The sequence below is a fragment of the Helcococcus bovis genome (assembly GCF_046035835.1).
GTDB classification, from domain to species: Bacteria; Bacillota; Clostridia; order Tissierellales; family Peptoniphilaceae; genus Helcococcus; species Helcococcus bovis.
On sequence record NZ_JBFNGB010000016.1, the window covers coordinates 30172 to 43997 of the forward strand.

The following is a 13826-nucleotide window of genomic DNA, read 5'->3' on the forward strand; positions in this document are numbered from 1 at the left end:
GAATACTACATTAAATTTATTTAAATTTCAACTAAAATTTAAAAAAATTTTTTTGTTAAAAAATAATTGCAAATAAAAAAAAATTTGATATACTAATCTTGTAATTGTAAAAAATTAAAAAAAATAAGGAGCATACAATGCCTAAAGTCGCTGTTGTTATGGGATCATCTTCTGATTTTGAGACAATGAAGGAAACTTGTCAATTATTAGAATACTTTGGTATAGAGTACGATAAAAAAGTTATTAGCGCACATAGAACGCCAGATTTGTTAGTTGATTTTGCAAAAAACGCAAAAAATAACGGGTTTAGTGTAATTGTTGCTGCTGCAGGTGGAGCTGCACATTTACCGGGCATGATTGCATCTATGACAATTTTACCTGTTATAGGTGTACCTATAAAGTCTAGTACATTAAATGGTGTTGACTCACTTTTATCAATTGTTCAGATGCCTTATGGGGTTCCTGTACATACTATGGCTATAGGTGTAGCTGGAGCTAAAAATGCAGCTATAAGTGCATTATCAATTCTTGCAATTGAAAATGATGAGTACGCTCAAAAATATGAAAAATTTAAAACTGAATTAGAAAATATAGTAAAGGATATGAAGATATGATGAGTACTATATTACCTAAAAGCACTATTGGAATAATCGGTGGTGGTCAACTAGGAAGAATGTTAGCTATGTCTGCAAAAGAGATGGGATATAAAATAGCTATACTGGATCCAAGTGAAGACGCCTGTGCAAGAAAATTTGCAGATTTTTTTATACATAGTGCTTTTAGTGATTTTAAAGGCATAGAAAAGCTATGCGAGTTAAGTGATGTAATCACATTTGAATTTGAAAATATTGATTTGGATGTATACAGGCAAATTGAGAACAAATACAATATTGTTCAATCGTCAAAAATTTTAGAAATATCACAGCATAGACTTAAAGAAAAAGAATATGCAAAAAAATTAAATATTCCTACGGTTAAATATTTTAGCTCGGATGATAAAAATATTGAAATTAATGGAAAATATATCATGAAAACATTGAGATTTGGATATGATGGCAAGGGTCAATCAATGATAACCTCAATATCTGAATTACAAAAAAATACTATTTTAGAAAAATTTATTTCATTGGAAAAAGAAATTTCTGTAGTTGCTTGCAAGGATATTCAAGGTGTAAATATCGTAGCAGTAGTAGAAAATGAACATAGAAATAATATTTTATATAGATCTAAAATTCCTGCAAATATAAGTAAAGAACAGTATGAAACAGCTGTGGAATATACAAATAGGATTTTGTCAGACGTAGAATATTACGGTGTTTTAACTGTTGAATTTTTTATCAGCGAAGGAAAAGTAATTTTTAATGAAATTGCTCCAAGAGTTCATAATTCAGGACATATAACAATGCAATCCGCAAATAAATCACAATTTAGAGCTCATATAGAAGCAATTTGTGGGTTGGCAGTAGGGAAGATAACAAATAAAGAAACGACTTTATACAATATTTTAGGTCAGAACGAAAAATATTTTATAAATTTAGTTAAAAATAAACAATGTTATTTGCATTTGTACGAAAAGGAAGCCCGTCACAATAGAAAAATAGGACATATTAATTTCGATGGAAATGTTGTTTTGGAGGATAGTTTTGGATAAAAGAATTTTTGTAAAGAAAAAAAATAAATATGATGTAGAATCAAAAAATTTAATGACCTTATTAAATTTAGAGTTTGGAATATCAATATCAAAATTAGAAAAATACGTAATTTATGATATTTTCGACATTGAAGAGGATATTTTTAATAAATCAAAAAATCTTGTATTTTCCGAAGTAATGATAGACGAAGTCTATGATAATATTAGCTTAGAAAAAAATAAATATATTGCTTACGAAACTCTGCCAGCACAGTATGATCAGAGTTCTGATAGTGCTATGCAATGTTTGAAATTAATAGATAATAAAAATAAATCTGTTGTAAGGACGGGTACATTAATTGTATTTGACAAGGAATTGAGTGAAATACAATTACAAAAAATTAAAAACTTTTTAATCAATCCAATTGAATCTCAAGAAAAAAATCTAAATAAATTAGAATTTATTATCAATCAAGAATCTAAAAAAATGTTAGATTTAACAGGATTTAGAACATTTAATAATCAAAAATTAGAAGAAATCAAGAAAAAATTATCTTTAGCTCTTGATCTAGAAGACCTAAATTTTATTCAAAAATATTTTGTGAAAGAAGATAGAGATCCTACAGAAACAGAATTGTACGTTCTTGACGTATTTTGGTCAGATCACTGTAGACACACTACTTTTGAAACAAGTCTAGATGAAATATCAATTAATTCAAAATTATTCCAAGAAGAAATGCAAGAAGCGTTTAATTATTACATAAAAATAAGGGAAGAATTAGGTATTACAAAACCAATAAGACTTATGGATATGGCATCCATTATTGGAAAATATCATACAAAGATATTAGGTGATAAAAACATAGAAATTAGTGAAGAAATAAATGCTTGTTCATTCTTTACTGAAATAGAAAATAAAGGACATAAGGAAAAATGGTTAATTCAATTTAAGAATGAAACTCACAATCACCCTTCAGAAATTGAGCCATTTGGTGGCGCTTCCACATGTATAGGTGGAGCAATTAGAGATCCATTGTCAGGAAGAAGTTATGTTTATCAAGCAATGAGAGTGTCTGGTTCAGGTAATATTTTACAAAATAGGGAAGATACATTAAAAAATAAATTACCTCAAGTTGATATTTCAAAAGGTACTGCACAAGGAAATAGTTCTTATGGAAATCAAATAGGATTAGCAACAACATTTGTAAAGGAAATTTATGATGATTCATATGTTGCAAAGACTATGGAAGTTGGAGCGGTAGTTGGAGCAGTTAAGGCTGATGAATATAAGAGAGAAACCTTAGTTTCAGGGGATATAGTTGTTATGATTGGTGGAAGAACTGGTCGTGATGGTATTCAAGGAGCTTCAGGATCATCGATAGAACACAATGATGAATCATTAGTAACTGCATCAAGTCAAGTTCAAAAGGGAAATCCAGTTGAAGAAAGGAAAATTCAAAGATTATTTAGAAAGCCTGAAGTGACAAAATTAATAAAAAAATGTAATGATTTTGGGGCTGGTGGAGTATCAGTTGCAATTGGAGAATTGTCTGAAGGAATTGAAATTTTCTTAGATAGAGTTCTTACAAAATACAAGGGATTAAATCCTACAGAGATTGCAATTAGTGAATCTCAAGAAAGAATGGCAGTTGGAATTTCTAAAGATGATTATGAAAAATTTGTAGAAGAATGTGAAAAAGAAAATCTTGAATATGTTCACGTTGCAAATATAACAGACAGAAATAGACTTGAAATGTATTACAATGATGAATTAATTGTAGACTTTAAGGCTGAATTTTTAGAAACTGCGGGTGTGAGAAAACATTCAAAGGCTGAATTAATAGACAATTATGCTGAAAATCCATTTGAAAAAAGAGAATTTACAAAAGCTGCATTCCTAAAAGAGTTATCAGATTTAAATGTAACAAATCAAAAGGGTATGGTTTCTATGTTTGACTCAACTGTTGGAGCTATGACTGTAATGATGCCATTTGCAGGGAAAACAAGATTGACACCTGTACAAGCAAGTGTTGCTGCCATTCCTACTTTATATAGCACTCCAGATACAGCAACTGTATTAACTTATGGATTTATTCCTAAAATTTCAAAATATTCACCATTTTTATCAAGTATTTACGCTGTATTGGAATCACTTGCAAAAGTTTATGCAATTGGTGGAACTAAAGAAAACTTATATTTTTCATTCCAAGAATATTTTGAAAAATTGCTAGATAATCCTACAAAATGGGGTAAAGTTACACAGTCACTTTTAGGAAGTATCGTTGCACAAAGGGAAATTGGAAGACCTTCAATCGGTGGTAAAGACTCAATGTCAGGTACATTTAATGATATAAATATAGTTGAAACTTTAATATCATTTGCATGTGCACCTGTAAAAATAAATGATGTAATAACACCTGAATTGAAAAAAGTAGGAAATAAACTTTATTTAATAGATATTGAAAAGAATCCTAAGGGATATCCAAATATCAAAAAAGCAGTTGAATTATTTGAAAAATTGAATCGATACATTAAAGATGGAAAAGTTGTTTCAGCGTATGTTCAAGAATATGGTTCAATGGCATCATCATTATCAAAGATGGCAATAGGTAATAATCTAGGATTTACAGTAAATAGTGAAAAAGTATTTAATTTTAATCCTGCATCCATTGTTGTAGAAACTACTGAAAAACTTGATTTTGAATTAATAGGAGAAGTTACAGAAAATATTTCAATAAATGGTGTGGAAATAAGTAAAGAAGAGATATATCAATCATATATGAATACATTAGAAGAAATTTATCCAACTTACTATAATCTTGAAAAAGATAAAGTAGAAAATATTTCTAACGCTTGTGAAACTAAGAAATATTATAAGGAAAAATTAGATAAAGTCAGAGTTGTGATTCCGGTATTTCCAGGGACAAATTCAGAATATGACACTCAAAAAGCATTTGAAGAAGCTGGGGCTGAAGTTACTCAGGTTGTAATTAGAAATACAAAAGAAGATGATATTCAAAATTCTATTGATGAATTTGTAAAAATGATTGAAAAATCGGAAATTATAGCATTTCCTGGAGGTTTTTCTGCAGGCGATGAGCCAGATGGTAGTGCAAAATTTATTGTAAATATTTTGAAAAATGAAAAAGTTAAAAATGCAATTCATAAACATTTAGAAGATGAAAAATTAATTTTAGGAATATGTAATGGATTCCAAGCATTGATAAAATCAGGATTATTGCCATATGGAGAAATAAAAGATTTAGATACTAATGATTTAACATTGTTTAGAAATGAGGGACTAAGACATATTTCTGATACTGCAATTACTAGAGTTGCAAACACAAAATCACCATGGACTCAAGACTTTGAAATTGGACAAAAACATGAATTAGTGTTTAGTCATGGAGAAGGTAGATTAACAGGAGAATTAATTGATAAATTTAAGCATTTAGCTGCATTCCAATATGTTGATGAATATGGAGATGCTACATTAAATGGTAAATATAATGTTAATGGATCACTTTACGCTATAGAAGGAATGATTAGTGAAAATGGTTTAATTTTAGGAAAAATGGGGCATAGTGAAAGATCAGGAGAAAATTTATACAAAACTAACACTATAAAGGAAAGACAAGATATATTTTCTAATGGAGTTAAATATTTTACAAGGGGTTAAGTAAATGTTTGGAATTTGGAATAACAAAAACGCAGTAAATTTGACATATCTGGCATTGCACAGTATGCAGCATAGGGGGCAAGAAGGAGCAGGGATTGTTTCTAATGATAGAAATAGAATAAAAGGTTATAGAAATATCGGCCTATTAAATGAAGTTTTTAGAAATAGAAATGTTTTAGAAAACTTAACAGGGGATAGTGCTTTAGGTTCAGTTTGGTATTCAAGCCACGATACAAATAATATTCAAAATATTGAGCCATTGCTTTTTAAGTTTTTTGATGAACATATTGGAATATCATTTTCAGGAAATATACTAAATGCAAAATCTCTTAGAAAAAAATTAGAAGAAAAAGGAGCTGTATTTCACTCATCATCAAATGCAGAATTAATTGTTCATTTGATAAGAAGAAGCTCTAAAAAAGAATTTGAAGAAAGATTAAATGAAGCTCTATTAAAGCTAAAAGGAGCATTTTCAATAGTTATACTACTTAAAAATGCAATGTATGGAATTGTAGATAAACATGCAAGAAGACCTTTAGTTTTAGGGAAATTAGATAATTCGCTAATGATTGCTTCAGAAACTTGTGCATTAAATGTTATCGGTGCAAAATTTCTAGATAATATCAGTGCTGGTGAAATAATAAAAATATCTGATGAAGGTTATAAAAAATATAATTTTGTACAACCTGAAGCTATCACAATTGAAGCTATGGAATTTATATATTTTGCAAGACCAGACTCAACAATTTTAGGTAAGAATGTCCATATGGTTAGAAAAAATTCTGGAAAAATTTTAGCTAAGGAAAGTCCAGTAGATGCAGATATTGTAGTGGGTGTGCCAAACTCTTCATTATCTTTAGCTAGTGGATACGCTGAAGAAATTGATTTACCTTATGAAATGGGATTAATAAAAAATCAATATATGGGAAGAACATTTATACAACCAACTCAAGATTTAAGAGATTTAGGTGTGAAAATGAAACTATCTGCATTAAGAGATGTTGTAAAAGATAAAAGAGTCGTGCTTTTAGATGATTCAATTGTAAGGGGTACTACTTCTAGAAGAATTGTTAATTTACTAAAAGATGCAGGGGCTAAGGAAGTTCACTTGAGAATCGGATCACCGCTTATATTATTCCCTAGCTATACAGGAATTGACATGCAATTATCTAAAAATTTGATTGGTGCAAATAAGAGTAAAGATGAGATATGTGAGGAAATAGGGGCGGATTCTCTAGAATACTTAAGTTTAGAAGGGCTACAACAAGCTGTAGGATTTAATTTCGATTCAAAATTTAATGGAATCACAAGTGATTTATTCAATGGTGAATACACAGATGAATTATGTGATTATGAAAAAATATTTAATGAGGAACTTACAGAAATTGAAAAAGAATTTTTAAATCAAGGAAGGTAACATGAGTCTAAAATATAAAGAATCAGGCGTTAGTTTAGAAAATGGATATGAATCTGTTGAAAGAATAAAAAAACATGTTCAAAGAACGAAAAATAAAGGAATGATGTCAATGATTGGTGATTTTGGTGGAGTTTTTGACCTTTCAAAATACAATTTTAAGAATCCTGTTTTAGTCAGTGGTACTGATGGAGTTGGTACAAAATTAAAATTAGCATTTGAATTAAATAAGCATGACACAATAGGAATTGACGTTGTTGCAATGTGTGTAAATGATATTTTAGCTAAAGGTGCAATTCCACTATTTTTCCTTGACTATTTAGCAGTTGGGAAAAATAATCCAAAGCAAATAGAAGAAATTGTTAAAGGTGTTTCTGATGGATGTGTAGAATCAAATATGGCATTAATAGGTGGAGAAACAGCTGAAATGCCTGGATTTTATAAAGAAGATGAATATGATATTGCTGGTTTTTGTGTTGGAGTCCAAGAAAAAGAATTATTAATATCTAAGGAAAATACAAAAGTAGGGCAAATAGTCATAGGTATTAAATCCTCTGGATTTCATTCAAATGGATTTTCATTAGTTAGAAAAGTGTTGAACGACAGTAAAATTGAATTATCAGAAAAATTTGAAAATACTACAATTGGTGAAAAACTTTTAACACCAACAAAAATTTATGCTAAAGAAGTATTAAGTTTAATTGAAAATATTAAAATAGCAGGGATTTCTCATATAACTGGTGGAGGATTTTATGAAAATTTACCAAGATGCTTAAAATCAGGATTGGGAATGAAAATCAAAAAAGATTCTTATGAAGTTCCATCTATATTTAGATATATTCAAGAAAAAGGAAATATTGAAGACGATGAAATGTATCAAGTATTTAATATGGGAGTTGGTTTAGTTGTTGTAGTAGACAAAGAAGATGTTTCTAAAGTGTTAGAGATTATTCCTGAAAGTTTTGAATTAGGTGAAGTAACTGATGAAGAAGGAATTAAATTAATATGATAGATGTAGCAGTATTTGCATCTGGGACAGGATCAAATTTCTACAATTTAGCTATTAATCCAGATTTAAAAAAATTGATTAATATTAAATATTTAGTTTGTGATAACCCAAAAGCAAGTGTAATTGAAAAAGCAGAATCATTAAATATTAAAACGCTTGTAGTTAATCCAAAAGATTTTGATTCAAAAAAATACTATGAAGAATATATTTTGAAAAATATTGAAAATGTAAAATATATATTTTTAGCGGGATATATGAGAATAATTTCGCCATATTTTTTAGAAAAATTTAATGGGAAAATAGTCAACATTCATCCTTCCTTGCTTCCTTTATATAAAGGAAAATATTCTATAAAAAGAGCTTATGAAAATAAAGAGGAATTTATAGGGATAAGCATTCATTATGTAAATGAAGAAGTGGATGGTGGTGAAATATTAGCTCAAGATAAATTTAAGGTTGATTATAAATTAAGTTTAGATGAAGTTACTCAAAAAGTTCATGAATTAGAGCATGGACTTTATCCAAAAACTATTATAAAGATTTTAACTGATAATTAATTAGGAGGAATAGTTGGAAAAAGCATTAATTAGTGTAAGTGATAAAACTGGCGTTTTAGAGTTTGCAAGGTCATTAAAAGAAAATAATTTTGAGATAATTTCAACAGGTGGGACACTTAAACATTTAGTTGAAAATGGAGTTGAATGTATTGGAATAGAAGATTATACAGGATTTCCAGAAGTTTTAGAAGGTAGAGTTAAAACACTTCATCCTAAAGTTCATGGTGGGTTATTGGCAAAAAGAGATAGTGAATTACATATAAAAGAAGCAAGAAATAATGAAATTGATTTTATTGATTTAGTTTGTGTAAATTTATATCCATTTGAAGAAACATTAAAAAAAGACGGAGTTTCTGATGTTGAAATAATTGAAAATATTGATATCGGAGGCCCTAGCATGTTAAGATCAGCTGCAAAAAATTTCAAGTTTGTTACAGTTGTTACAGATTATAAAGATTATAATATGATTATTGATGAAATATCTGAATTTGGAGAAACAAAATTTGAAACAAGAGCTTATTTAGCTTCAAAAGTTTTTAATAAAACGGCAAATTATGACTCAGCAATAGCAAATTATTTTAATAATAAATTTGACTTCAATCCTGAAAAATTAACATTAACATATAAATTAGAAGATGAATTGAGATATGGTGAAAATCCACATCAAAAAGCTGTACATTATACGAATGATGAAGTTTGTTCATATAAATTGCAAGATTGTGAACAATTACATGGAAAGAAAATGTCATATAACAATCTTCAAGATGCAAGTGCAGCATTAGATATTTTACAGGAATTTGATGAAACAGTTTGTGTTGCATTAAAACACATGAATCCATGTGGAGTTGCAACAGGAAATACTGTTTTAGAAGCATATACAAAGGCTTATGAAGCTGATCCGATTTCAATATTTGGTGGAATTGTTGCAATAAATGGAAAAGTTGATCTTGAAACTGCAACAATGATGAATAAGCTATTTTTAGAAATAATTCTAGCTGAAGATTATGATGAAGATGCTTTAGAAAAATTAAAAACAAAGAAGAATTTAAGAATTTACAGAATCCCTAAGAAAATATCAAATAATTCTAAACTTATTAAATCGGTTAGAGGTGGGATTTTAGTTCAGGATTATGATGAAAAATTGTATGATGAACTAAATGTCGTTACTGAAAAGAAAGTATCTGATGAAGAAATGAATGATTTAATATTTGGATATAAAATTGTAAAGCATGTAAAATCAAATGCCATAGTTGTTGTTAAAAATCAACAAACATTGGGAATTGGTGCTGGACAAATGAATAGAGTAGGAGCTTGTGAAATTGCATTAAAACAAGCTGGTGAAAGAGCAAATGGAGCTGTAATTGCTTCAGATGCATTCTTTCCAATGAGAGACAGTGTTGACATGGCTGGAGAATATAATATTTCTGCAATAATTCAACCAGGAGGATCTATTAAAGATCAAGATTCTATTGACGCATGTAATGAACATGGAATTTCCATGACATTTACAAAATTACGTCACTTTAAGCACTAATGAGTAGAGTATTAGTTTTAGGAAATGGTGGTAGAGAGCATGCCATTTCATATAAATTATTTAATGAAGGTCATGATATATTTATGCTTGGACAAAATCCAGGTGTTGCAAAATTTGGTACTTGTGTAGAAATATCCGAGGATCAAATTGCAGAATTTTGCAAAAATAATATGATCGATTTAGTATTTGTTGGACCTGAAAAATATTTAGTAGACGGTATAGTTGACAAATTAGAAAATGAACAAATTCGTGTATTTGGACCAAATAAACGAGCTGCCATATTGGAAGGAAGTAAATCATTTTCCAAAAATTTAATGAAAAAATACTACATTCCTACTGCTAAGTTTGAAATTTTTGAAAAAATTGAAGAAGCAAAAGAATATCTTAAAAATTTAGATTTTCCAATTGTAATTAAAGCAGATGGTATAGCTGCTGGAAAGGGTGTAATTATATCGGAAAGCTATGAATCTTCAATTTCTGATTTAGAAGAAATTATGATTAATAATAAATTTAACGATGCCGGCAAAAAAGTAGTTATAGAAGAATTTTTAGTAGGGGAAGAATTTTCATTAATGTGTTTTGTGAGTGGAAATAAAGTCTATCCTATGAAAATTGCCCAAGATCATAAAAGAGCTTTTGATAATGATGAAGGCTTAAATACTGGTGGAATGGGTGCATATTTGCCTATAAAACACATAACTGAAGAAGATGTTAAAGAAGCAGTTGATAAGATTATCATTCCTACTGCTGAAGCAATGATTTCTGAAAATAGGGAATTTAAGGGAATATTATTTGCTGGACTTATGAAAACTGCTGATGGGATTAAGACAATTGAGTATAATGTGAGATTTGGTGATCCTGAGTCAGAAATAATTTTACAAAGTATGAATTCTAGTTTATTCGATATTGCTAATGAAATAATTGATGGAAATGATATTAATTTAGAGTGGGATGATAAATCTCATGTTGGTGTTGTTTTAGCATCTAAGGGATATCCTGAAATTTATGAAAATGGATATGAAATTTTAGGATTAGAAAAAATTGAATCACAAATATTTTATATGGGAACTAAGGAATTAAATGGTAAAATAGTTACAAATGGTGGACGCGTTTTAATTGTGTGTGCATCTGCTCATACATTAGAGGAGGCTATTGAAAAAGCTTATAAAGACATTGAAAAAATAGAATGTGATAATTTATATTATAGGAAGGATATAGGGCATTTATCATTAAAGTGAGGTTAAATGAAGACAGATTACGAAATTTCATTAGAAGCTAATAAAAAAAACATTGAAAAAGTTGCTTCAAAAATAAATATATCTCAAAAAGATTTAAATAAATATGGAGAATATAAGGCAAAAGTTAATATTCCAAGTTTTGATAATTTATCAGAAAATTTAATTTTGGTTACATCTATAAATCCTACTTCTAGTGGAGAAGGAAAATCTACAGTTACAGTTGGATTATGCGATGGTATGAATTTAATAGGCAAAAAGACTTCTGTTGCACTTAGAGAGCCATCTTTAGGGCCGGTTTTAGGTAGAAAAGGAGGTGCTACAGGGGGAGGTTATGCTCAAGTAGTTCCAATGGATGAAATAAATCTTCATTTTACAGGAGATTTTCATGCAATTACATCTGCACATAATGCAATAATGGCTTTAATAAATAATCATATTTTTCAAGGAAATGAATTAAATTTTGATAAAATAAAATTTAATTATGTAATGGATATGAATGAAAGAGCACTTAGAAGTGTTGAAATTTACAGTAATGGTAAATTAAGTAGTCCAAAGTCAAGTTCATTTGATATAACTGTAGCTAGTGAAATTATGGCTATTTTATGTTTATCAGAAGATATTTTTGATTTGAAAAAGAGAGTTTCAAATATCATATTGGGATACACAAAAGAAAATAAACCTATATATTTAAGGGATTTGAATATAGATGGTGTTATAACAGCTTTATTAAAAGATGCAATTAGACCAAATTTAGTACAAACACTTGAAAATAATCCAGCATTTATACATGGCGGTCCATTTGCAAATATTGCTCATGGCTGTAATTCGGTGATTGCAACAAAGACAGCTCTAAAATATAGTGATTATGTAATTACAGAAGCAGGATTTGGAGCTGATTTAGGAGCAGAAAAGTTTTTTAATATAAAGTGTAGAAATGCAAATTTAAAACCTAAAGCAGTTGTAATTGTAGCTACTATAAAAGCGCTTAAACTGCATGGTGGAGTGCTTGAAAAAGACTTATTATTTGAAAATTTAGATGCGTTAAAATTGGGTGTAAAAAATTTAGAAAAGCATGTTGAAAATGTAAATAAATTTAATTTACCGGTAGTTATCGCTCTAAATGAATTTATAACAGATACAAAAGCTGAAAAAGAATATTTATTAAATTGGGCTAAAGATCATGATGTTGAAATTTCCCTTACTCAAGTTTGGTCAAAAGGTGGAGAAGGGGCTATTGATTTATCAAGAAAATTAGTCAATTTGATAGAAAATACCAATAAAGAATTTAAGTTATTATATAAAGATGAAGAAACTATTGAATCAAAAATAAATATAATTGCAAAAGAAATTTATGGTGCTAAATTTGTAAAATTTACAGAATTAGCTAAAGAAAAATTAAATTTAATTAATGAATTAGGATATGATACGTTACCGGTTTGTATGGCAAAAACTCCAAATTCACTTTCTGACAATCCTAAATTATTAGGAAGACCTGAAAATTTTGAAATAACCATATCTGATTTGAAAATAAATAGTGGAGCTGGTTTTGTGGTTGCATATTTGAATAAAGTACTTACAATGCCTGGGCTACCTAAAATACCAAATGCAATTAGTATAGATATTGATGAAAATGAAAATATAGTTAATTTATTTTAGAAAAATTATTAAATATAAAATTGTCATAGATTTTTATTTATGGCAATTTTTTATTATAAAAAAAACAGTTTTATTATTTTAAAAATTAGTGTACAATTTAAAGTAAATATACAAATAGAATAGAAAGGATAATTATGGAAATATTTGATTTATATGATATAAATAGAAGAAAAACAAAGCGAACCATGATTAGAGGGAAGAAGACTCCGAAGAATTTCTATAGAACAATTATCCATGTATGTATTTTCAATTCAAAAAATGAAATGCTAATCCAACAAAGACAAACAACAAAACGTGGTTGGGCTGATTTGTGGGATTTTAGTGTTAGTGGGAGTGTAAAAAAAGGTGAAACATCTCAAAGAGCTGCAAGAAGAGAAGTTAACGAAGAACTAGGAGTTGATCTTGATTTTAGAGGTGTCAGACCTGATTTTACTATCAATTTCAAACAAGGATTTGATGATTTTTACACATTCACAGAAGAAATAGATATAAATGATGTTGTTATTCAAGAAGAAGAAGTTCAAGACTGCAAGTGGGCAACAAAAGAGGAAATTTATAAACTAATTGATGAAAATAAATTTATTCCCTATACAAAATCATTAATTGAAATGCTTTATTTTACTAAAGAAAAACGAGGCATTCACACAAATAGTAAAGCGTTTGATAATGGTAAAAAGGTTAGAAATTTTAATAGAAATAATAATTCTCATTATTATTCTAAGAATAAATTTTAATAGAAATAATAATACCTTTTCTACGAAAAACAAATGGAGAATTAAAACACAAATAATAAAAACAACATTAAAAGAGAAATTACAATTTGTATTATTCATTGCGATAATCATAGCATTATACTTATTATTTAAATAGGATGGATATATGTCAAAAACAGAATATGTATATAACCCACAAGCAGATAAAAAATGGTATGAAAGTAATAAAGAACATAAACAATATTTAAATTATCGAAGTATATCAAGAAGTTTTATAAGAAATAAAGCAACTTTAGAAGATTTAGAAGAATTAGAAAATTTAATAGAACAAAGAAAAAAAGAGTTGGATTGATATTGTAAAAGCCATGAAAATTATTCGTGGCTATTATTTTTGCA

The 13826-nt window shown here is 28.4% G+C and carries 11 protein-coding genes; all 11 read left to right on the forward strand.

Going from position 1 to position 13826, the window contains the following annotated elements; all coding sequences use genetic code 11:
• Positions 1-137 precede the first annotated feature (137 nt).
• The 11 genes from purE (at position 138) to ABGF48_RS06210 (ending at position 13782) form a co-directional block, all read left to right on the forward strand.
• Entirely contained in the window at positions 138-614 is a 477-nt protein-coding gene (gene purE, locus ABGF48_RS06160) for a 5-(carboxyamino)imidazole ribonucleotide mutase (protein WP_408105465.1), read from the forward strand.
• Positions 614-1651 carry a 5-(carboxyamino)imidazole ribonucleotide synthase gene (locus tag ABGF48_RS06165; RefSeq protein ID WP_408105466.1) on the forward strand — a complete coding sequence of 346 codons (1038 nt, stop codon included), beginning with the start codon at positions 614-616 and terminating at the stop codon, positions 1649-1651. The genes purE and ABGF48_RS06165 overlap by 1 nt, the downstream gene beginning before the upstream one ends.
• The gene (locus tag ABGF48_RS06170) at positions 1644-5309 is read left to right on the forward strand and encodes a phosphoribosylformylglycinamidine synthase (protein WP_408105467.1); all 3666 of its coding nucleotides are present in this window, start codon (positions 1644-1646) and stop codon (positions 5307-5309) included. The genes ABGF48_RS06165 and ABGF48_RS06170 overlap by 8 nt, the downstream gene beginning before the upstream one ends.
• Positions 5310-5313: 4 nt before the next feature.
• Entirely contained in the window at positions 5314-6726 is a 1413-nt protein-coding gene (gene purF, locus ABGF48_RS06175) for an amidophosphoribosyltransferase (RefSeq protein ID WP_408105468.1), read from the forward strand.
• Between the two features lies 1 nt (position 6727).
• A complete protein-coding gene (purM, locus tag ABGF48_RS06180) occupies positions 6728-7732 on the forward strand; it encodes a phosphoribosylformylglycinamidine cyclo-ligase (protein ID WP_408105469.1) in 1005 nt (334 codons plus the stop codon).
• Entirely contained in the window at positions 7729-8289 is a 561-nt protein-coding gene (gene purN / locus ABGF48_RS06185; RefSeq protein WP_408105470.1) for a phosphoribosylglycinamide formyltransferase, read from the forward strand. Before purM ends, purN begins: the two co-directional genes overlap by 4 nt.
• 13 nt (positions 8290-8302) lie before the next feature.
• Positions 8303-9823 (forward strand): bifunctional phosphoribosylaminoimidazolecarboxamide formyltransferase/IMP cyclohydrolase, encoded by a 1521-nt coding sequence (purH, locus tag ABGF48_RS06190; RefSeq protein WP_408105471.1) that lies wholly within the window; start codon positions 8303-8305, stop codon positions 9821-9823.
• Entirely contained in the window at positions 9823-11061 is a 1239-nt protein-coding gene (gene purD, locus ABGF48_RS06195) for a phosphoribosylamine--glycine ligase (RefSeq protein WP_408105472.1), read from the forward strand. Before purH ends, purD begins: the two co-directional genes overlap by 1 nt.
• 6 nt (positions 11062-11067) lie before the next feature.
• Positions 11068-12717: a formate--tetrahydrofolate ligase gene (locus tag ABGF48_RS06200; RefSeq protein ID WP_408105473.1), complete on the forward strand. Its 1650-nt coding sequence runs from the start codon at positions 11068-11070 to the stop codon at positions 12715-12717.
• A gap of 134 nt (positions 12718-12851) precedes the next feature.
• Complete coding sequence (locus ABGF48_RS06205; RefSeq protein WP_408105474.1) at positions 12852-13451, forward strand: NUDIX hydrolase; 600 nt, start codon at positions 12852-12854, stop codon at positions 13449-13451.
• 145 nt (positions 13452-13596) lie between these two features.
• Positions 13597-13782, forward strand: a complete 186-nt coding sequence (locus ABGF48_RS06210; RefSeq protein ID WP_408105475.1) for a hypothetical protein — start codon at positions 13597-13599, stop codon at positions 13780-13782.
• Positions 13783-13826: the final 44 nt, after the last annotated feature.

Coding starts and splice junctions, on each gene's coding strand:
- purE (WP_408105465.1), top strand. CDS start 138: ATGCCTAAAGTCGCTGTTGTTATGGGATCATCTTCTGATTTTGAGACA.
- ABGF48_RS06165 (WP_408105466.1), top strand. CDS start 614: ATGAGTACTATATTACCTAAAAGCACTATTGGAATAATCGGTGGTGGT.
- purF (WP_408105468.1), top strand. CDS start 5,314: ATGTTTGGAATTTGGAATAACAAAAACGCAGTAAATTTGACATATCTG.
- purM (WP_408105469.1), top strand. CDS start 6,728: ATGAGTCTAAAATATAAAGAATCAGGCGTTAGTTTAGAAAATGGATAT.
- purN (WP_408105470.1), top strand. CDS start 7,729: ATGATAGATGTAGCAGTATTTGCATCTGGGACAGGATCAAATTTCTAC.
- purD (WP_408105472.1), top strand. CDS start 9,823: ATGAGTAGAGTATTAGTTTTAGGAAATGGTGGTAGAGAGCATGCCATT.
- ABGF48_RS06200 (WP_408105473.1), top strand. CDS start 11,068: ATGAAGACAGATTACGAAATTTCATTAGAAGCTAATAAAAAAAACATT.
- ABGF48_RS06205 (WP_408105474.1), top strand. CDS start 12,852: ATGGAAATATTTGATTTATATGATATAAATAGAAGAAAAACAAAGCGA.
- ABGF48_RS06210 (WP_408105475.1), top strand. CDS start 13,597: ATGTCAAAAACAGAATATGTATATAACCCACAAGCAGATAAAAAATGG.